Origin of the sequence: Streptomyces sp. NBC_00620 (genome assembly GCF_026341825.1) — a bacterium.
Taxonomy (GTDB): Bacteria; Actinomycetota; Actinomycetes; order Streptomycetales; family Streptomycetaceae; genus Streptomyces.
The window spans coordinates 1,674,414-1,694,369 of the sequence record NZ_JAPENY010000001.1 but is presented as its reverse complement, the minus strand read 5'-3'; the positions used below and the strand labels follow the sequence as shown (position 1 = coordinate 1,694,369).

General features: G+C 68.0%; 19 protein-coding genes and 3 pseudogenes. 16 read left to right on the top strand and 6 right to left on the bottom strand.

The window, feature by feature from the left end; genetic code table 11:
* Positions 1-27: 27 nt before the first annotated feature.
* Entirely contained in the window at positions 28-894 is an 867-nt protein-coding gene (locus OG246_RS07715) for a helix-turn-helix transcriptional regulator (RefSeq protein WP_266457769.1), read from the top strand.
* A gap of 27 nt (positions 895-921) precedes the next feature.
* On the opposite strand, the gene OG246_RS07710 is transcribed toward OG246_RS07715, so the two are convergent.
* Together OG246_RS07710 and OG246_RS07705 are read right to left on the bottom strand one after the other, a co-directional pair.
* Positions 922-1,059, bottom strand: a complete 138-nt coding sequence (locus OG246_RS07710) for a hypothetical protein (protein WP_266457767.1) — start codon at positions 1,057-1,059, stop codon at positions 922-924.
* Positions 1,060-1,214: 155 nt separating this feature from the next.
* Complete coding sequence (locus tag OG246_RS07705; RefSeq protein WP_266457764.1) at positions 1,215-1,835, bottom strand: TetR/AcrR family transcriptional regulator; 621 nt, start codon at positions 1,833-1,835, stop codon at positions 1,215-1,217.
* A gap of 62 nt (positions 1,836-1,897) precedes the next feature.
* Between OG246_RS07705 and OG246_RS07700 the strand changes: the two genes are divergently transcribed.
* Together OG246_RS07700 and OG246_RS07695 are read left to right on the top strand one after the other, a co-directional pair.
* Positions 1,898-2,674, top strand: a complete 777-nt coding sequence (locus OG246_RS07700) for an SDR family NAD(P)-dependent oxidoreductase (RefSeq protein WP_266457761.1) — start codon at positions 1,898-1,900, stop codon at positions 2,672-2,674.
* Positions 2,675-2,824: 150 nt separating this feature from the next.
* Positions 2,825-3,265, top strand: coding sequence for a VOC family protein (locus tag OG246_RS07695; RefSeq protein ID WP_266457759.1), 441 nt, complete (start codon positions 2,825-2,827; stop codon positions 3,263-3,265).
* Between the two features lie 28 nt (positions 3,266-3,293).
* On the opposite strand, the gene OG246_RS07690 is transcribed toward OG246_RS07695, so the two are convergent.
* Positions 3,294-6,533, bottom strand: coding sequence for a BTAD domain-containing putative transcriptional regulator (locus OG246_RS07690; protein WP_266457757.1), 3,240 nt, complete (start codon positions 6,531-6,533; stop codon positions 3,294-3,296).
* A 166-nt stretch (positions 6,534-6,699) separates the two neighbouring features.
* Here OG246_RS07690 and OG246_RS07685 point away from each other — a divergent pair, with 166 nt between their 5' ends.
* From OG246_RS07685 to OG246_RS07670, 4 genes and pseudogenes are all read left to right on the top strand, one after another.
* Positions 6,700-7,029: a hypothetical protein gene (locus OG246_RS07685; protein ID WP_266457755.1), complete on the top strand. Its 330-nt coding sequence runs from the start codon at positions 6,700-6,702 to the stop codon at positions 7,027-7,029.
* A gap of 87 nt (positions 7,030-7,116) precedes the next feature.
* Complete coding sequence (locus tag OG246_RS07680; protein WP_266457752.1) at positions 7,117-7,383, top strand: CopG family transcriptional regulator; 267 nt, start codon at positions 7,117-7,119, stop codon at positions 7,381-7,383.
* Positions 7,380-7,823: a PIN domain-containing protein gene (locus OG246_RS07675; RefSeq protein ID WP_266457749.1), complete on the top strand. Its 444-nt coding sequence runs from the start codon at positions 7,380-7,382 to the stop codon at positions 7,821-7,823. Before OG246_RS07680 ends, OG246_RS07675 begins: the two co-directional genes overlap by 4 nt.
* A 104-nt stretch (positions 7,824-7,927) precedes the next feature.
* A pseudogene (locus OG246_RS07670) lies at positions 7,928-7,990 on the top strand (dihydrofolate reductase); the annotation flags it as partial.
* A gap of 313 nt (positions 7,991-8,303) precedes the next feature.
* Here the strand turns inward: OG246_RS07670 and OG246_RS07665 are convergent.
* Entirely contained in the window at positions 8,304-9,137 is an 834-nt protein-coding gene (locus OG246_RS07665; RefSeq protein WP_266457746.1) for a PIG-L family deacetylase, read from the bottom strand.
* A 263-nt stretch (positions 9,138-9,400) separates the two neighbouring features.
* A pseudogene (locus tag OG246_RS07660) lies at positions 9,401-9,965 on the bottom strand (DnaB-like helicase C-terminal domain-containing protein); the annotation flags it as partial.
* A 159-nt stretch (positions 9,966-10,124) separates the two neighbouring features.
* On the opposite strand from OG246_RS07660, the gene OG246_RS07655 reads away from it, so the two are divergent.
* The 6 genes and pseudogenes from OG246_RS07655 to OG246_RS07630 all read left to right on the top strand — a co-directional run bounded on the left by OG246_RS07655 (position 10,125) and on the right by OG246_RS07630 (position 14,229).
* Positions 10,125-10,940: an oxidoreductase gene (locus OG246_RS07655; protein WP_266457743.1), complete on the top strand. Its 816-nt coding sequence runs from the start codon at positions 10,125-10,127 to the stop codon at positions 10,938-10,940.
* Positions 10,941-11,057: 117 nt separating this feature from the next.
* The gene (locus OG246_RS07650; protein ID WP_266457732.1) at positions 11,058-12,140 is read left to right on the top strand and encodes an SMP-30/gluconolactonase/LRE family protein; all 1,083 of its coding nucleotides are present in this window, start codon (positions 11,058-11,060) and stop codon (positions 12,138-12,140) included.
* Positions 12,141-12,180: 40 nt separating this feature from the next.
* On the top strand, positions 12,181-12,783 hold the full coding sequence (locus tag OG246_RS07645) for a TetR/AcrR family transcriptional regulator (RefSeq protein ID WP_266457729.1): 603 nt from the start codon (positions 12,181-12,183) through the stop codon (positions 12,781-12,783).
* Between the two features lie 46 nt (positions 12,784-12,829).
* Positions 12,830-13,089 (top strand): annotated as a pseudogene (locus tag OG246_RS07640) (alkene reductase); the annotation flags it as partial.
* A 280-nt stretch (positions 13,090-13,369) separates the two neighbouring features.
* Positions 13,370-13,942, top strand: coding sequence for a TetR/AcrR family transcriptional regulator (locus tag OG246_RS07635; RefSeq protein WP_266457726.1), 573 nt, complete (start codon positions 13,370-13,372; stop codon positions 13,940-13,942).
* An 80-nt stretch (positions 13,943-14,022) separates the two neighbouring features.
* On the top strand, positions 14,023-14,229 hold the full coding sequence (locus OG246_RS07630; RefSeq protein ID WP_266457723.1) for a hypothetical protein: 207 nt from the start codon (positions 14,023-14,025) through the stop codon (positions 14,227-14,229).
* A gap of 39 nt (positions 14,230-14,268) precedes the next feature.
* On the opposite strand, the gene OG246_RS07625 is transcribed toward OG246_RS07630, so the two are convergent.
* Positions 14,269-15,138 (bottom strand): alpha/beta fold hydrolase, encoded by an 870-nt coding sequence (locus tag OG246_RS07625; RefSeq protein ID WP_266457720.1) that lies wholly within the window; start codon positions 15,136-15,138, stop codon positions 14,269-14,271.
* 696 nt (positions 15,139-15,834) lie between these two features.
* Here OG246_RS07625 and OG246_RS07620 point away from each other — a divergent pair.
* From OG246_RS07620 to OG246_RS07610, 3 genes are all read left to right on the top strand, one after another.
* Positions 15,835-16,839 carry an NADP-dependent oxidoreductase gene (locus OG246_RS07620; RefSeq protein ID WP_266457718.1) on the top strand — a complete coding sequence of 335 codons (1,005 nt, stop codon included), beginning with the start codon at positions 15,835-15,837 and terminating at the stop codon, positions 16,837-16,839.
* A 530-nt stretch (positions 16,840-17,369) separates the two neighbouring features.
* Positions 17,370-18,608, top strand: a complete 1,239-nt coding sequence (locus OG246_RS07615; RefSeq protein WP_266457717.1) for an IS256 family transposase — start codon at positions 17,370-17,372, stop codon at positions 18,606-18,608.
* Positions 18,609-19,214: 606 nt separating this feature from the next.
* Positions 19,215-19,817 carry a hypothetical protein gene (locus OG246_RS07610; protein WP_266457716.1) on the top strand — a complete coding sequence of 201 codons (603 nt, stop codon included), beginning with the start codon at positions 19,215-19,217 and terminating at the stop codon, positions 19,815-19,817.
* The last annotated feature ends 139 nt before the right edge of the window (positions 19,818-19,956 follow it).

Genomic DNA, 19,956 nt, shown 5'->3' with positions numbered 1-19,956 from the left:
CGCGGCACCTGGACGACGATGACCCGCATGGCAGCGATGAACCACTTCGGCATGACCCTGCGCGGCTGGCGTGAGCGCATGTCACCGCAGGACAGCGGGCTGGAGGCCGACGGGGAGCGGCGCATTTCTGGACTGCGCCGCGAAGAACTTGCCCGTCTGGCAGGCATATCGGTCGACTACGTGGTGCGGCTGGAACAGGGCCGCGCCGGCAACCCCTCGGCCCAAGTGGTCACCGCCCTGGCCAGAGCACTGCGTCTCGACCCGTCCGAACGCGACCATCTGTTCCGCTGCGCCCACCTCGCGCCGCCCTCCGCCGGGAACGTCTCCAGACACATGCCCGTGAGTGTGCAGCGGCTTGTACACCAGCTGGGAGACATTCCCGCCGCGGTCTTCGCCGCCGACTGGACCATCATCGGCTGGAACAAGATGTGGACGGCCGTGGTAGGCGATCCCCGCGCGTACGGCTGGGCCGAACGCAACCTCGTCGCCGCGATGTTCCAGTCGAGCGACAGCCGAGGCCGGGACCCGGTCGCGGCATGGCCCGTCTGGTCATGGAAGGGCACCGAAGCGCAGGAGGAGGACCTCGTCGCCGACCTGCGTGTGACGGCGGCCGCCCACCCCCATGACGCACGCCTTGCCTCACTCGTCGAGGACCTGCTTCGAAGCGACCCGCGCTTCGCCCGTCTCTGGTCCAACGGCACCGCCGGCCCCTACGTCGGCGACCGCAAGACCATCGAGCATCCACTGGTGGGTGACATCGCCCTCGACGTCGACGCCCTGATGCCTGCCGGCACCGACCTCAGGATCATCACGTACACGGCCGCGCCCGAGACCATCGACGCAGAGAAGATGGATGCCCTGCGTGCGGCCTGTCATCTGCCGTTCCGCGAATGACAGAGGGACTGTGGCACGTGACGTCACTCAGCCGGCGGCGGGGGTGATCGCGACCCTGACCGTGGCCGGCCGGGGTACCGACGACGTCACGGTGCGGGCGAGATCAAGGACTTTCGCGATCCGGCGATCGCGCGATTCCGCCGGCCGGGCGAGCAGGAGGGCCACCGGGTACTCCTGGGCGATGTCGCTGCTCTCGAGGTCGCGGAGGTCCTCGGTCGCGCACAGCAGAGCGATGTCGGCCTGCCTGGTGGATCAGGTCGCAGGGAACCAACGCCGCAGATCGGCGTCGAAAGCCCCGCGTCCGCGGCACGATCCGCCGGTCAGGCCCTACGTGCCGTCGGCTCACCCGCCGTCGCGCGGAGGTGCTCGATGCCGGTGTCGAGTGCCGCCCTGAGGTGGGTCGAGTCGCCCGTGGACATCATGATGGCCACGCCTCCCTGGACACCCGCCAGCAGCGCGGCGGCCGTCCGGTCCACATCAAGGACCGGCGACACCAGCCCGTTCGCCTGAAGGGCGCGCATACCGCGGGCGAGTTGCTCCTGCCATTGGCTCATCAGCTCCGCCACGATCGCCCTGGCACCTGGGCGGGACCGTCCCACCTGCAGGAACAGTGACCCCAACGGGCACTGGTCGCCCTGGAGTTCATAACGCTCCACCACAACATCCCGCCACCGCTGCCAGGACTCCCACGAGTCCAGCCGCCCCAGATGCGGCTGCTGGTCCGTAAGGACGCGGTCCGCCTCGAACTGGGCCACCGCCAGCAGCAGTTCGTCCTTGCCGTCGGGGAAGTAGTGGAAGAGCTGGCTCTTGCTCGTGCCGGTGCGGCCGCGGATGTCATCGAGCGTCGTGAAGGCGACGCCCTGCTCGCGCAGCACCTCGGCCGCCCCTTCGACGATGCGGGCTCGTGTGGCGCGGCCCTTGGTGGTGGGTGCGTCGGGCATACGGCCTCCCTGAGCCAGTTTGTGGACTTGCTGGTCCATTTTATACGAAGCACAGTTGCGGCATGACTGAACTACTACGACTGCGGAACAAGACGGCGCTGGTCACGGGATCGACCAGCAACATCGGGCAGGCGATCGCCGAAGCGTTCGCCGCCGAGGGCGCCCACGTGATCGTGTCCGGGCGCAACCGGGAACGAGGGGCACAGGTCGTCGAAGGGATCCGTGCGTCCGGCGGCCGGGCCGACTTCCTGGAGGCGACCCTCGACGGCAGTGCTGAGGCCTCCCAGGACCTGGCCGATCGGGCCCGTGAGACCTTGGGCGGACGGATCGACATCCTGGTGAACAACGCCGGCATCTACCCGGCCCCCGGCACCCTCGCCACCGACGAGAAGACGTTCGACGAGGTCTACGGCGTGAACGTGAAGGCGCCGTTCTTCCTCACCGCCGCCGTGGTCCCCGGCATGACGGAGTCCGGCGGCGGGGTGATCATCAACCTCGGCTCGTGGATCGCACGCCTGGGCGTTCCCCTTGGCGCGCTCTACAGCTCCACCAAGGGAGCCATGGAGACGCTCACGCGGGCGTGGGCCGCGGAGTTCGGCCCCATGGGCGTGCGCGTGAACGCCGTCTCGCCCGGCGTGATCCTGCCCCCGGCCCCGGTGGGCAGCGAGCCCCATCCGGGCGAGATCATGATGAAGGGCACCCCGGCCGGTGCCGTCGGCACACCGGACGCCATCGCGCATGCCGTCGTCTGGCTGGCCAGCGACGAAGCGGCCTTCGTGCACGGAACCGTGGTGGATGTCGACGGAGGCAGGACAGGGGTCGCCGTCATCGCCGCGTAGCCCGCGGATCCGGAGCCTGAATCTCACCTGAGGCGCGATCCAGATTCTTCGGGGGTCGGCGCTCTGCGGATGTCGAAAACGTGCCACCGTCTCCGTCCCAGGGACATCAGCGGCCACCACCGGCCGCACGAGGAAGAAGGAGAAACCGGCATGGCGATTCAGCGGATGGACAACGTCGGCATCGTCGTCGAGGACTTGGATGCCGCCATCGCGTTCTTCGTGGAACTCGGCATGGAGCTGGAGGGCAAGGCGGAGATCAAGGGCCTCGTCGCCGACCAGTGCACCGGCCTCGAGGGCGTCCGCTGCGACATCGCGATGGTCCGGACCCCGGACGGTCACAGCCGGCTCGAGCTGGCGAAGTACCGCAGCCCCGCGGCGATCAGCGCCGAGCCACGAAACCGGCCGCACAACATTCTGGGCACGCACCGCGTCATGTTCGCCGTCGACGACATCGAGGACACCGTTGCCCGCCTGCGCCCTCACGGCGCCGAACTCGTCGGCGAGATCGCCCGGTTCGAGGACAGCTATCTGCTCTGCTACCTCCGCGGCCCGGACGGCATCATCGTCGGCCTGGCCGAGCAACTGAGCTGAGAGGGAGGAACCGAACACGGAGGAGACGTCACCGGTCGAGATCCTCGTACTCCGTCTTGGGTACGCCGATGTCCGAGAAGATGGCCCGCGCCTGTCGCCTCATCAGTTCGGCGGCGCCGTCGGGCTTCCGGTGGGCGCGGGCGAGTGCCATGAGGGTGCGGGCCTCGCCGAGTCGGTGGCCGGTCTCGCGGTGTACGGCGAGGGCCTCCTGGCCGAGCTCGACGGCTGTGCCGTGTGCTTCCTCGGCCTCCGCCGTCTCGCACAGGGCTGTCAGGGCCTGGCCCTCCACCACGCGGAACGAGTGGTCGCGGGCCAGGGCCAGGGCCTGTCCGGCGTGGGCGCGGGCCTCGTTGTACCGGCCCGTTTCCTTGTGGGTGAGGGAGAGGCACACCAGGCTGTCCGCCTCGGCTCGTCTGAATCGTGCCTCGCGAGCCAGGGCGAGGGCCTGCTCGCCGGCCTGAAGAGCCCGGTCCAGCTGCGACAGCCTTCGGCGGGCGGCGGCGATCGTGTTGAGGATGCTGGACTGAACCCAGTGTCGTTTCGTGTCCTGGACCAGGGCGAAGGCTCGCTCGGCCTGTTCCAGTCCTTCGCCGTGGCGGCCGAGTTCGACATTGATTTTCGCGATGGCGTTGAACATCATCGCGTGGCCGTTGCGGTAACCGGCCCTCTTGTCGGAGGCCACCTCCGGGCCGAGGAGGTCGAGTCCGTCGGTGAGACGGCCGAGTTCCCAGTACACCCCGCCCAGGATCTGCACGGCCGAGTAGGAGTCCCACCAGCTGACCTCTGCCGCGAGGCTGACGGCACGTTCGAGGTGGTCCGCGGCCTCGTGCAGCCTGCCCAGATCCCGGCAGGCCATCCCGAGGCCGATCATCCCGAATCCTTCGAAGTAGCGATGCCCGGTCTCGCGGAAGATGCGCAGGCCGGCGGTGAAATCGTCGTGCGCACTGTCGAGGCGCGCCATGCTCCAGCGCGCCATGCCTCTGAGGCCGAGACCCGACGCCTCGCCCGTCGCCCAACCGAGCTCCCGGCTGATGTCCAGTGCGCGTGTGGCGTGTTCCATCGTCTGTCGGACATGCCCCCGGTCCCACCGTGCCGCGGCGAGGCTGGAGTGCATCGCTGCCTGGCCGAACAGATCACTCTCGGCCTCGGCCGCGTCCAGCGCTGTCTGCGCGGTGGTCTGCCAGGTCTTCCGTGGCAGATGGATCCAGAAGTCGCTGAACAGTGCGGAGGTCAGGTGCCAGGCGACGGGGCGGGGGCCGTGGTGGGCGGCCTGGTTGATGACGGCGAGCAGATTCGCCCGTTCCGCATCCAGCCATGGTCGGGCGGCGATGTCCGATGGCAGGCCCGGGTGCCTGCCGGGACGGAGGCTGCTGGGCAGCTCCGGAAAGAGCCCGGTCCCCGCGGTGGTTCGGGTGGCGTTCAGGTACCAGATCAGGAGCCGTTCGAGGGCGGCTTCACGGTCCGAGGCTGTCTCCTCCACCAGCGCACACTCCTGTGCGTACTCGCGGAGGAGATCGTGGAACCGGTAACGCGCCGCCGTCACGGGTTCGATCAGGTGGGCCGAGACAAGCGCACCGATCAGACGCCGGGCCTGCGGCAGCGGCACGTCCAGGAGGGCTGCCGCGGCCTCGGTGGTGAACTCCGCTCCCGGAAACAGGCCGAGCAGGCGGAACAGCCGGCGTGCGCCGGGTGCCAGAACCCGGTACGACACCGAAAAGGCCGTACGCAAAGGAGAGTTGGCGTCACCGTCCGGCTCCAGTGCCTCCAGCCTGTTGCCATCGGTCATCTCGGTGACGAGGTCGGCCGTCCGCAGGGCCGGATCGCCCGCGAGCCTGGCGGCGGCCACGCGCAGGGCCAGGGGGAGGCTGCCGCAGAGCCGGATCAGTTCGTCGACCGCGTGTCTGTCATCGTCGACCCGCTCCGTGCCGAGGGTCCGGCCCAGCAGTGCGCGGGCCTCGTCCGGCTGGAGTAGATCCAGGGGCAGGGCGTGGGCGCCGTCGTGGGCGACGAGGTCGCCGAGCCGGTTCCGGCTGGTGACGAGGACGCAGCAGGTCGGGCTGCCGGGCAGCAGCGGTCGTACCTGATCGGCGGAGGCCGCGTTGTCCAGCAGGACGAGCAGGCGCCGGTCGCCCAGCAGGGTCCGGAACACGCGGCCCTGGGCCTCGGGGTGCGGGGGGATCTCCGACGCCGCGAGCCCCAGGCTGCGCAGCAGCAGTTCAAGAGCTTCGCCGGGTTCGAGGGGCTGCCGGTCGTGGTCGAAGCCGTGCAGGTTGACGTAGAGCTGGCCGTCCGGGAAGCGCTCGCGGACCTGGTGTGCCCAGTGCACGGCCAGCGCGGTCTTGCCGATGCCGGCGGCGCCGCCGATGGCGGAGATGACCACGGTGTTCGCCGTCCCCGGCGCCCGCGCGGGCTCCAGCAGCGAATGGAGGCGGTCGAGTTCGCCGCTGCGGCCGGCGAAACCCGGGGTGTCGTGCGGGAGTTCGGCGGGCACGGCGCTCTCCCGCGGTGTGGGGAGCGCCGACGAGGGCGGACGCAGGAGGAAGGCGTCGTCGTGGTGCAGTACCGCTTCGTGCACCCGGCGCAGTTCCTCACCGGGATCGGTTCCGAGCTCGTCACGCAGTCGTATGCGCAGTTCCTCGTAGGTTTTGAGCGCTTCCGCCTGACGTCCGCGGCCGTACAGGGCCCGTATACGCAAGGCCGTCAGCGACTCGTCGTCACGGTCGGACGCGGACAGCCCGCTCAGGTCGTCGAGGGCATCGCCGAACCGGCCCAGCAGGACCAGGCACTTGAGCCGCTCCAGCCGGAACGTCCGTCGGCGTTCCTCCAACCGCTGCCGCTCCTCCTGCGCGAATGGTCCCGGCAGCCCGGCCAGGGGCTCGCCCCGGAACAGCCCGATGGCTACGGAGAGTTGGTCCGCGGCGGTGGCCAGGTCGCCCGACGCGACGGTGCGCAGCGCCTCGTCGCCCCGTTCATCCAGATCCGCCGTATCGAGCCTGACTTCCTCAACGACGAAGCGGTACCAGCCCTTGCCGCTGCGGATCACCGACTCCGCGGGCGGGGTGCCTCCCGGATCGAGCACCCTGCGCAGCGAGTTGACGTGAGTGGGCAGCACCTTGTGGCCGCCTGCGGGAGGCTCCTCGCCCCACACCGCGTCGAGCAGCCGCTCATGACTCACTACGGCCCCTTGGCGCAGCAGCAGAGCGGCCAGCACGGCCTGCCGCTTGACCGGCCCCAGCTCCAGCGGCGTACCGCTCCGCCATACCCGCAACGGTCCGAGCACTTCTAATCGCAGCAGCTGAGGAGATCCGTCGTCCACCCCGAAGCCTCCGGTCCCCTACGTCATCCACGTCATCGGAATTTCATCGGAATTGCAGCACCCCCAGCCAAGGTGATGGACACGACATCGCACAATCCGCACAACCGAAGGGGTCCGCGTGACCGAACTGGAGTTGGTGGCCACCGCATTGGCCACGGGGGCGGCGGCCGGACTCACCGACACCTCACGAGGAGTCGTCCACGACCTCCACGCCGCGCTGAGGGAGGCGGTCCGCCGACGGTTGTCCGGTGTCGGCGACGGCGTGCGGGGCGGATACGGCGTACGGGTCCTGTACGCATACGAGACGGACCCCGATGTGTGGCGGACCCGGCTGCTCCAGGTCCTGGCCTCAGGGCTGGAAATGGACGAGGAGATCCTCGGGGCGGCCCGCGCAGTGCTCCGCGCGGAAAGGAGGAAAGGGCACATCACCGCGGTCGTCGGTCCATGACGGAGCGGGTGACCACCCAGGAAGGTGCCCAGCTCGCTTCACAGGACGGCGCATACGCCAATCTGGTACATGGGCTACTCTTGGTACATGTCCATGAAGCGCACCAACGTCTACGCCGACCCCGAGGACCTGGCGATCATCAAGGAGGCTGCCAAGCGCCGGGGGATAAGTGAGGCCGAGATCATTCGACAGGGGATCCATCTCGCGGCCATGGCGAACCGTGTCTGGGACGAGCCGCTGTTCTCCCGCACCTTCGAGGGGTCGGGGCGTACGCCGTCCAAGGCTGAGGTCCGTGACGCGGTTGCCGACGCCGTCCGACGCGAGACCGACTCGGGATCCGGAACCGCCGCGTGATCGTCGTTGTCGCCGACACGACCGGTCTCCTTGCCGCCCTTGACTCGACGCACCCGGAGTATGGGGCTGCGAACGAGGCGATCATGGCGGCCGGTCTCCTGATCATGTCCCCGCTCCTGTTGGCGGAACTCGATCACGTGGCCACGCGCGAGTTGGGACGCGCAGCCGCCGTCAGCGCGGTCGACGACCTGCGGCGCTGGATGAGCCGGGGCAGGGTTGTCATGCCCGAGATCACGGAAGACCACTTGGGCGCCGCGCAGTCCGTCCGAGTCCGCTACGGCGCGCTCGACCTGGACCTCGCCGACGCGGTGAACGTGGCGCTAGCCGCCGACTACGACACCGACGCCATCCTCACCCTCGACCGACGCGACTTCCGGGCCGTCCGCCCGTTGGGCCGGCACAAGGCGTTCCGGGTACTGCCCGACGACCTCCCGCTCTGACCCGAGATCCCCGGCGGCCAAGTGCCCGCATCGTCGCCCACCGTTGAGTTTCCCGCGCCGCGCCGGTCTGTGCGCGTGAGACCGACTCACGGAAGGCCGGCGCGATGCGGAAACTGATCTACGGCATGAACCTGACCCTGGACGGCTACATCGCCGCGCCCGGTGACACGGCGTGTCGGACATCGGAGCCTCGGCTTCGTGTCACTTCCTTGGCGGTCTGTCTTGATCGGAGCAGACCGCCGGGCTTGTGACCTGGGCTGTCGCGCACCTTCTTAGTCAGCAGCCCGCAGGTCTCCCACCTGCGCGGTTGCCAGGTGGTTTGGGGACGAGCACGGTGTCGGATCGGGAGTGCGGGCATGCGTCGGCGAGGGTCTGGACGGGGGCTGCCGGAGCGGAACCCGCGTGGACAAACCTCCGGGCGTGACCCGCTCGATCGCGCCGTGCGGTCGATGCGCTTTCCCGGCCCGTCGGGCGGGCGGATCAGCGCAGTCCGGCGAAGAGGTCGTTCTCGGGTACGGCCGCGCCGGTGGTGTCCTGGACACGTACGAAGGTCTCCATGCCCATCAACTCGCCGAACCTCTCCTTGCCCATCTTGAGGAAGAAGATGTTGTCGCCCTGGCTGGCGTGCGCGGCCAGCGCGTCGAACTTCTGGCCGCTGAACGCGGTGGCGTCCACCCACGTGGTGATCTCGTCGTCGGGGAGGCCGATCTCGGCCATCGCGGCGGCCTCGGCAGGATCCGGCTCAGGCATGTCCGGATGAAACTCGCGCATGATCTCGCCGAACCGCTGCATCATCGAGCGGGGCATCGTGGTCCAGTACACCTTCGGTGCCAGCGCGGTCATCTCCAGCGCCGCCATCGTGATGCGGTGGGCCTGGATGTGGTCGGGGTGGCCGTAGAAGCCGTTCTCGTCGTAGGTGACGACCACATCGGGTCGGTAGTGCCGCATGAGTTCCGCGAGTCGGGCCGCGCCTTCCTCCACGGGGGTCTGCCAGAAGGATCCGGGGGCGTCGTTGCTCGGCCAGCCCATCATCCCGGAGTCGGCATAGTCCAGCATCTCCAGATCGCTGACCTTCAGGGCGTCACAGCTCGCCTCGAGTTCTTGACGACGCATCAGGGCGACGGCCGCCGGATCGTGTCCGGGTTCGCCCGGCTTGACGCCTCCCGGTCCGTCACCGCAGCGGCCGTCGGTACACGTCACGAGAACCGTGCGGATGCCCTCCGCCGCGTACCGCGCCAGGACTCCTCCGGTTCCGGTGGCTTCGTCGTCGGGGTGAGCGTGTACTGCCATGAGCGTCAAGGGCCGGTCAGTCATGAAACAGTCCTCCTGCAGAAATGTGTCGTGGTCCGAGTGCGCGGCGGTCGTACCGCGATCCCGGGGCCCGGAGCCTGGTGGGGCGGACAACCTTGCGGTCTCCGTGTTTCCGCCCATACGGCGCCGGGCCCTCGGTCGATGCAACCGTGCCGGCCGGACCGGCTGTTCCCGGCGCGGCCGTTCGGGCTTCCACGCGTCGGCGTTTCAACGCGAACGAGGCCCAGGCGCGACCTGCATGTCTCAGTGCCACGCCGGATCCGACGTGGCCCGTTGCGGTGCTTGGCGACGATCAGGTCGGCCTCGCCGGCACGGGGCGATTCCTTTTCGTAGACGTCGTCGCGGTGCAGGAGGATTACCAGGTCGGCGGTGTCCTCCAGGGCTCCGGAGTCGCGTAGATCGCTGACCATGGGGCGTTTGCCGGTGCGCTGCTCCGGCCCGCGATTGAGCTGAGAGACGGCCACGATGGGGACGTCCAGCTCCTTGGCCAGGAGTTTCAGGCAGCGGGCGATCTCGGAGACCTCTTCGTAGCGGGAGGCGAACGCGCGGGTGCCGTAGGTGAGCATGTGGAGGCCGTCGACGACGACCAGTCTGATGTCGTTTCGGCTGTGCAGCAGCCGACACTGTGCGCGCAGGTCGACCATCGTCCCGTAGTCAGCGTCCTGGATGTACAGCGGAGCAGCCGACACGTCAGGCATCCGGCGGGCCATACGAGTCCAGTCGTCCTCTGCCAACTGTCCGCCGCGAAGCGTGGTGCAGGGGTACGCGGGCTTCTGCCGCCACGATGCGCATCGCGACCTCGGTGCGTCCGGATTCAAGGGTGAACAGGACGACCGTGCCGTGAAACAGCCACCGCTCGTCGCCGAGCCCCGTCGGCTCGGTGGATCTGGCTGGAGCACCGGACGTAACTACTTGCCATCGACCCACGACCACCGTATGGTCGTACGAACGTAAGGCATACGAACGTAAGACAATCCAAGGGAGTCCGTGATGGCGACAACTCGGCCGGTGGCGCTCGTGACAGGTGCCTCATCGGGGATCGGCAAGGAGACGGCCCGCGCCTTCGTCGCGGCAGGTTTCGAGGTGATCGGAACCGGCCGCAAGACCTCCGGACTCACCCCGCCCGCCGGGGTGACATACCTCGATCTCGACGTGGCCAACGACGACTCGGCCACCGCCGCGGTCGGAAAGGTGATCGACCGGTTCGGACGCATCGACGTCCTGGTCAACAACGCGGGCATCGGCTCGGCGGGCGCGGTCGAGGAGAATTCCGTCGCACAGGCCCAGAACGTCCTGAACGTCAACGTCCTCGGTGTCATCCGTATGACGAAGGCCGTCCTGCCGCACATGCGCGCCCGGGGTGGCGGACGCGTCATCAACATCTCGTCCGTCCTGGGCCTGATCCCCCAGCCCTACATGGCGCTCTACGTCGCCGCGAAACACGCCGTCGAGGGCTACTCCGAGTCCTTGGACCACGAAGTCCGCGAACACGGTATCCGCGTCCTCCTCGTCGAACCCGCCTATACCAAGACCAGCTTCGACACCAACGCCGCACAGCCCGACACCCCGCTGCCTCTGTACGCGGAGCGACGGCGCATCTTCGACGAGGTGATCGCGGATGCGATGAAGGCCGGCGACGATCCCGCGGTCGTCGCCAAGGTGATCGTCACCGCGGCCACCGACAAGAAGCCGAGGCTGCGCTACACCGCGGGCCCCCTCGCCGCGCGCATGAGGGCACTGCGCCGTTTCGCCCCCACCACCACCTTCGACAAAGGCATCCGCAAATTCAACCGGATGCCCGCCTGACATCCAGGTCCGGCTTCAGGGGCGCCGATTCCGCCTGGATGTCTCCGGCGTACCCGACATCACTGGTGTCTCCGAAAGTCCATTGATCAGTCACTCGTTGATTTGCCGAGGAGAGTCATGCAGCAGCAACGGCAGCAAACGGCCCGGCGCAGTGCATCGGGCGCACGGCGTTTCCTGAAGAGGAACGTCGGCATCGCGCCGGCGGTCACCGCGATGGCGGCCGTCCTGGTGTCGGCGCCGTCCGCGGCAGCGTGGACGGGACACTCGCACCGCGGATCCGTTGTCACCGACGTACGCACCGCGGCGAAGTTCGACTTCGCCGCCGGCGAGATCCCCGAGAACATCACCGTCAACCCCGACGGCTCGGTGACTCTGTCCCTGCTCGGCAGCTGCGCGGTGTGCGAGCGCACGCACGGGCCGGAGTTGATGCGTATCTCCGCGTCCGGACAGCGCACGGTGCTCGCCACCGGGCAGGTGGGTGAGGCGATCAGCGGCAACACCCGTGGCAGTGACGGCACCGTCTACTACAGCCTGTGGGCCCCGGGCAACGCGGCCAGGAACGGCGTGTACAAGCTGCTTGCGGACGGTACCCCTCAGCGCATCGCCGCCCTGCCCGCCGACGCGGGCCCCAACGGGCTGGCCAACGACCCGACAGGACGCACCCTCTACATCGCCGACAGCCTCAAGGGCATCATCTGGTCCGTCCCGGCCGCGGGCGGACCGGCGACCCCCTGGCTGGCCGACGCCGCTCTCGCGCCGGTACCGACCGAAGCCCTGCCGATCGGCGCCAACGGGCTCAGGTTCCACAACGGCGCCCTGTGGGTCAGCAACTTCAACAAGGGGACACTGCTGCGGGTACCGGTCACCCCCGCCGGCACGGCCGGCCCCATCCACCTCGTCACGGGCGGCCTGCCCAACATCGACGACCTCAGCTTCCTGACCCCCCGCTCCGACGTGGTGTTCGCGGCGCAGAACGGCTCCTCCTCGCAGAACGGCCCGGACAGGGTCGTGGTGATCTACCCGAACGGCACCTACAAGGCCGTTCTGACCAGCGCGGACGGTCTCGCCTCGCCTTCCGCGACCGCGGTTCGTGGCGACCGGCTGTACGTCACCGACGGCGGCGTCCCCGAGCCCCACGACCCGAAACTGCAGACCGCGAGGATCAACTTCGCTGCTCTCCTTGCCCACGCGGCACACTGACTCGACCAGGGCGGTATCCGGAGCGCAAGCCCCGGCTGCGATGGAGGAACGCCTCGTGCGGTACACGAAAGAACACAAGCAGGAGACAAGGCAGCGGATCGTCGAGAGGGCCGGTCGCCGGCTCAAGCGGGACGGCATCGACGGCTCCGGAGTCGCCACGCTCATGAAGGACGCGGGGCTGACCAACGGCACCTTCTACGCCTACTTCGCGTCCAAGGACGAACTCGTCGCCACCGCGGTCGCCGACCAGATGCGCGCACAGCACGAGAGCATCGTCGCGCAGGCGGCGCCCGGCCGGGCCGGACTCGAACAGTTGATTCGCTGGTACTTCTCCACCGAGCAGCGCGACAACGTCGAGGACGGCTGCCCCAACGCCGCCCTGCTTGACGAGATCGGACGCTCCACGGATCCCACCAGGCAGGCGTACACCGACGGCGCTCTGGTCCTCATCGACGGCTTCGCCGCCCGCCTGGCACCCCACGATCCGTCGTCGGCACGTCTGAAGGCACTCGGCCTCCTCGGCATGATGGCCGGGACGCTTCAGCTCTCCCGTGCCCTGACCGACCGGCAACTCGCCGACCAGCTCCTCGAACAGGGCATCCACAACGCCCTCGCACTACTGGATGCCGAGCAGCACGGCTGAGACGCCATCCGCGTATCGGTCACGGGGCCGACCGGGTCGAACAGGGTTCGGCGGGTCCCTCGACAACCGCATCCGCTTCGCCGTCGAGGTCGCCACCGCTCCGGCAGACGAGATCGGCGCCGGCCGTACCGGCTTCGGGTCCCTCCCGGAAACCCGTTCAACGACATCGCGGAGAGCGACACCCACGAGCTGCATCCGGCACTCGCGCGAGCCCCCACCCCGCTCGACCTCGCCTGCCTGCACATCGGCCACGGCGGCGACGAACTCCTGCACGCCCTCAGCAAGTTGTGGCCGAACACCTTGGTTGAGTCCGCCTGAGCTGACCGCACCGGAGCTACCGCGGTCTTCCCCTCCCTGATCAACAACGCGGGGTCGCCCCATGGCCGACCTGTTCGCAGCCGAACCGGACGACGCCCGCCTGGAGATGAACCCCCACTACTTCGGTGCCCTCTCGGCGGTCCGGAGCTTCGCGCCTCGGCGGCAGGGCAGCTGCTAATGATCTGCCGACTGTAATATTATGTTCGTCAGGCCATCGATTAGGATGGAGTGCGTCGCAATGGCCCCGCGGAGCGAATGGAGGAACCCTGTGGCGCGCTATGCCAAGGAGCACAAGCAGGTGACGCGGCAACGGATCATCGAGACGGCCGGCCATCGGTTCAAGCAGGACGGCATCGACGGTTCGGGCATCTCCACGCTGATGTCGGACGCCGGGCTCACCAACGGGGCCTTCTACGCCCACTTCGCGTCCAAGGATGACCTCGTCGCCCAAGTCGTGGCCGAGGAACTGCGCACACAGGCCGCGAGGTACAGCACTCTGCGGCCCGGCCGCCCGGGACTTGAGGACTTCGTTCGCGAATACCTGTCGCCCGAGCACCGGGACCACCCCGGCCTCGGATGCCCCTCCGCCGCCCTGCTCGACGAGATCGGCCGCTGCGGGGACGAGACCAAGCAGGCCTACACCGACGGCGCGCGGAACATCGTGGAGGAGATCGCCGCCCGCCTGACACCCGAGGATCCGCGGTCGGCTCGCGGCAAGGCCATCGGGCTCTTCACCATGGTGGTAGGGACGTTGCAACTGTCCCGCGCCCTCTCTGACCGCGAGTTCGCCGATGAGGTCCTTGAGCAGGGAATCGAGAACGCCCTCGCCTTCATGCGCTGAGGGGGACGGCCCACGGCCGCCCAAGAGTCACCGGAAGTCTTCTCCCAGCTCGCCTCGCGCCGACCGGCGGGGAGGCAGACATGGCCGACGGCAGCGACTCCAGGGAGTGGGGGTCGTCCGATGCGAAGGACACCGCCAGCAGAACCACGATCATCACGGGTGGCGGCTACCCGGACACCGGCCTGGTCGTCGCGCACCGCCGCGAGCGCGGCCAGGCCAAAGGACTCAGGTCAGCAACTCCGATGAGGTGGTTCGAGCCGCTCGCCCAAAGTGCGTCACGGCTCTGAGGCGGCGTCCTCGGCTCAACGGCCGACCATGCTTCGCGCCTACTGCCGTTCGAGGAACGCGAGAGCCGTCTCCACGAACTCCCGGTGGAACTGGAAGATGCCGCCGTGGCCGGCGTCTGGGTAGATCACCAACTCGCCGTTCGGCAGTCGCCGCGCCAGGTCGGCCGAGTTCTTCGACGGAACCATCCTGTCGCTCTCGCCGTTTACGACGAGCACGGGTTGGTGGATGACGGAGAGATCCTGGGGCTGCTCCAGCCCCCAGCGGTGAATGGCCTTGAGCTGGGCGCCGTACGACGTGAGGGAGATCGCCTTGTCCCGGTCGTGGGTGCGCTCCTTCAGGCGGGCCAGGAACTCCTTCCCGGCGCGACGCCCGTTGGCAGTGCGGGTGAAGAAGAGGAACTGCTTCGGGTCCTGAAGGGTGAGCAGTCCTCGGACGGTGTCGAGATGGGACAACCGGGTCACGTTCTTGATGCCCTCGCCGCCCGCGGGACCGGTACCCGTGAGGATCAGCTTGCGGACGAGGTCCGGGTCGGTCTGCACGATCACCTGAGCGATCATGCCGCCCATCGAGAAGCCGTGGAGATCGACGTACTCGAGCCCGAGCGCCCGGATGAACGTGACGGCATCCTTCGCCATCGCCTCGATGGTGCGCGGCGTCGAACCGGAGGAAGCGCCGACGCCCCTGTTGTCGAACGCGATGACCCTGCGCTGGGCGGCGATGCCGTCGACGACCCGGGGGTCCCAGTTGTCGAGGACCGCGGCGAGGTGGGTGAGAAAGACCACCGGGACGCCGGACTGGGGACCGAGCTCGCGGTAGGCGAAGGTCACTCCGCCGGCGGTGAGGGTGCGGGTCGGTGCGTTCTTGTACGACGTCACCACGTCGCCTCGTACTTCTTGTGAGTCATTCACGGTCGTGCCCTTCGGCGTGGGGGTTCCTGCGAGCGCGTGCAAACCCCTCTCTCACGGAAGGGCGCGTAGAACAGTCACCCGCGTCTCCCGACTGCGGCTGCAGTCTGCGGAGTCGACGGTCAAAGACGGTGGATGTCGGAACCCTGAGTGGTCCAGCCCCGCAGCATCGCGTCGATAATTAAAGTATGACCGTACTTCTATGCGCCTGCAAGTCGGCGGGCATCTTTCTGATGGCCTCCTTGAGTAGGGCATCCGCAACGCCCTCGCACCGCTAGGCGCCTGGCGTGAGCATGCCGGGACCTCGGATCGGCGTACCCGTGGGACGCGCTGGCTCGCACCCGGGGTGCCCGCTTACGCCCGGGCCTCGCCGATAGGTCTCGCGTCCGTCGCGGGTGCGGCGCCCTTGCGGGGAGTGGGTCCACTTGTGGTCCACCGGTCGGCCGCTTAGGATTACGAGCATAATTTAATTGACGGGGTGTCGCCGGAAGGCTCTGCCGACGGAGGTAAGCGTCGGGCGCCACGCCCGGCGCGCCCCATGCGTGATCGTCCCCCAGGGGCTCGACCCTTCACCAATGGTCTGGATCCAAAGCCCCCGCTGAGACCTGTCGCACCAAAGAGCGCGTACTACCAACAATCCACCGAAGTTCGGAATGAACAGCACCCCCGTCCGCTTGCGGGCGAGATGAGGAGCCGACGATGAGGGCCTTCACGGTAGAGCGCTACGGCGACAAGGCCGGCGTGCGTGTCGGCGATGTGCCGGACCCGGAGGTGGGCGCGGAGGACGTGCTGGTCCGGATCCACGCCGCGAGCATCAACCCGCTCGACCGCATGATCCGGGACGGGGAGATGAAGGCGATCCTGCCGTACAAGGTCCCGTTCGTCCTGGGCAACGACCTGGCCGGGGTGGTGGTCGAAGTGGGTGCGGCCGTTACGCGGTTCGCGGTGGGCGACGAGGTCTTCGCGCGGCCCGACAAGGACCGGATCGGCACGTTCGCCGAACTCATCGCGGTGCACCAGGACGACGTGGCGATCAAGCCGGCCACGCTGACCATGGAGGAGGCGGCGTCCCTTCCCCTGGTCGCCCTGACCTCGTGGCAGGTACTGGTCGAGCGGGCGCACATTCAGCCGGGCCAGAAGGTCCTCATCCATGCGGGTTCCGGCGGCCTGGGCACCGTTGCCATCCAGCTGGCAAAGGAGCTGGGTGCGTACGTGGCGACCACCACGAGCACGGCCAACGTCGATCTGGTGAAGCGTCTGGGCGCGGACGTCGTCGTCGACTACAAGAAGCAGGCGTTCGAGACGGTGCTGCACGACTATGACGTCGTCCTCGACTCGCTCGGCGGCGAGACGCTGAAGAAGTCCCTGGACGTACTCAAGCCCGGCGGGAAGGTCATCAGTGTCGCGGGCCCTCCCGACGCCGCTTTCGCCAGGGAGCTGGGAGCGAATCCGATCGTCCGGCTGGTGATGTCCGCGCTGAGTTTCCGGATCCGGCGAAGCGCCCGGCGCCGCGACGTGACGTACTCGTTTCTGTTCATGAAGGCCAGCGGGGACCAACTGCGCGAGCTCACCCATCTCATCGAGGCCGGCAGGATCCGACCCGTCGTCGACACGGTGTTCCCGTTCGAGTCGGCACGAGAAGCGCTGGAGTACGTCGAAGCAGGGCGTGCGAAGGCCGGCAAGGTCGTCGTCAAGATGACGTGAGGGAACGGGACTGCCGCTCGGCGGGGGCACGGGCCCGATCCACCGGCGCACAGTCGCCGTCGGCTGACGGGAACCAGGTGGGCGCAACTGTCCCTTTGCGTAAACGACTTCGGACGCAGGCGAACGCTCCGTGACGCGGGCCACTAGAAAAGCGTCTCGCGATTTGAGACGAGTTGCCTCTCCGCCTCGAAAATCGAGCCCCGAGGAGACTCCGGCGGCGCCTCCCACCTGCACTTAGGGCACACGAGGGCGCGCCGCCCTCGAATTGGTCTAGACAACAAACAGCCCCCAGGCCGCTGACCTGGGGGCAAATTCTGGAGCGGGTGACGAGAATCGAACTCGCACTCTCAGCTTGGGAAGCTGCGGTCATGATGGTGTCCCTCGTTGTGGTGTACGGGATCAGCGGCTGGGAGTGCGCGGGCGTTTGCCCGGGGCGCACTTCCACGGGTGAGTACCGCTCCCTGAACAGGGGGCGGGCCATCGCGTAACTCTCCTTGGTGAACGGCCAGTTCAACCACGAGGAGTGCACGATGGCCCTGTCCCAGTCTGAGCTGATACGGCTGCTTGAGTCACTACGTTCGACCGACGGAATCGAGCTCATCCGCGCCATCGCCGAGCGGATGGTGCAGGAGCTGATCGAGGCCGAGGCGAGTGCCCAGATCGGCGCGGAGTGGAACGAGCACACGCCGACGCGGACCAATGTCCGCAACGGGCACCGCGAGCGGGTGCTGACCACGCTGGCCGGCGATCTGGATCTGGAGATCCCCAAGGTTCGCACCGGCAGCTTCTTCCCGTCACTGCTGGAGCGGCGGCGCCGCATCGACCAGGCCCTCTACGCCGTCATCATGGAGGCATACGTGCACGGCGTCTCCACTCGCAGCGTCGATGACCTGGTCAAAGCTCTCGGCGGGGACAGCGGCATCTCCAAGTCCGAGGTCTCGCGGATCTGCCAGGCGCTGGACGAGCCCCTGACCGCGTTCCGCACCCGCCCGCTGGATCATGTCCGCTTCCCCTACGTCTACTTGGACGCCACTTATTGCAAGGCGCGGGTGAACCACCAGATCGTCTCCCGGGCCGTCGTGGTCGCCACCGGCATCACCGAGGACGGCAACCGCGAGGTCCTCGGACTGATGGTCGGCGACAGCGAGAGCGAGATGTTCTGGAAGGAGTTCCTGCGTTCCCTGCGTGAACGCGGGCTCTCCGGGGTCCGTCTGGTCGTCACCGACCAGCACTCGGGCCTGGTCGCCGCGGTGCGCAAGGTCATGCTCGGCGCCGCCTGGCAGCGGTGCAGGGTCCATTTCCTGCGAAATGCCTTCGGCGTGATCGACCGGGACTCCGGCGAGATGGTCGCTGCGACGATCCGCACGATCTTCACCCAGCCCACCGCCGGCCTCGTGCGCACTCAGCTGAACACCGTCGCGGACATGCTCGGCACCCAGTTCCCCAAGGTCAAGGCCATGCTGTTGGAGGCGAAGGAGGACCTGACCGCGTTCGCGGACTTCCCGCCGCGGCACTGGAAGAAGATCCAGTCGACGAACCCGTTGGAGCGGGTGAACCGGGAGATCAAGCGCAGGATCGATGTCGTCCAGGTCTTTCCCAACGACGACGCGCTGGTCCGGCTGGTCACTGCCGTGCTCTTCGAGATGCACGACGAATGGATCGCCTTCCCCCGCCGCTACCTCCCCGAAGGCAGCATGGGCGAGATCTACCGCGAGCTCCCCGAGAGCGCCCCGGCGCTACCCAACACACCGAACGCGCCCGCCAGTTGATCCCTTACACCACGGCAAGGGACACGACCGCGGTCATTTGCCGCGAGTTCGTGCGCTGATCTGGGTGAACGGTCTGGATCGAGTCCTGTCGGGCTCGGCTGCTTTTACCGTGATTCCCCGTGGTTCCCTGCTCGATCTGGTGCGGTTGTGGTGCGGGGCCAACTGACCACAGCTGACGGTCGATCACCGTCGCGTCGGTTGTCAGTGCCGGCAGCTATGGTCTCTGGCGCGTGGTCGGCTTCCGAGGGTTCCAGCTCTGAAGGGAATGGTTGCATCCCTGGCCTGTCTGGGGGCGGCCCGGAGACTCGTCCGGGACCTAACCGACGGCTGGGCTTCGTCGATGGCCAAGCAGTGACCTGCCAGCGCCGACCGCGCACCACCTCCGGCCCGGGCCGATGACAGGTGCACGCTTTACAACTGTGGTGGTCGGGTTTTGGGGTGTGCGGGGGCGTTCACCTGGGCTCATGGGCGGAGGGCTGCCAGTGCAGAGACGGTTGCGGGTCTCGCCTGAACGACCGTGAACGGGGATGAATGAGAGGGAACCTGAGACGGAGTCCGCGCACAACTCGGGTGACGGTGGGCTGTGATCGGCGCTAGCGTGCTGAGGTGATCAGCAGTGAGGGCGTAGGCCTGGGTGTGGAGGCCGCACGTCGTCTGGCACAGACAGGTCTCTACGAGTTCGAGTCGGGGCTGACGGACGCCGAGTTCATGCGCATCGAGCGCGAGTATGGCTTCGAGTTCGCGGACGACCATCGAGCGTTCCTCGCGGCCGGGCTCCCGGTCAATGTCCCTCCTGAGGACGGGCAGACCTGGTCGAGGCCCTGGCCGGAGTGGCGCGGTGGCGACTTGGACAGCTTGCGTCGGCAGCTCGACTGGCCGGTCGAGGGCGTTCTGCTCGACGTTGAGCACAACGGGTTCTGGTACGAGGGCTGGGGTGAGCGTCCCGCTGATGGGACGGCGGCACTGGATACGGCGGGGCGTCATCTGGCGGAGGCGCCGGTGCTGGTGCCGGTGTATGCCCATCGATACCTGCCCGCTGGCCGTGGCAGCTTCGGGCATCCGGTGCTCTCGATGTGGCAGACCGACATCATCTATTACGGCCTGGACTTGGCCGACTACATTCACCAGGAGTTCGACGAGGGGCGAGGCGAGATTGACGGGAGCTGGAACCCGCGAGCAACGGTCTCCTTCTGGCGGGACCTGCTCTAACCCTTCGAGGTTGGCGGCCAGGCGACGGGCGCGCTCAGCTTGGGAAGCTAAGGGCATCTAGGGCTCGCTCAGGGCCCTACCTGCGACGGAGGCTCGCAGACGCCTGGCGGAGGGTCGATCGGCTCCCCGCTGTTCACCG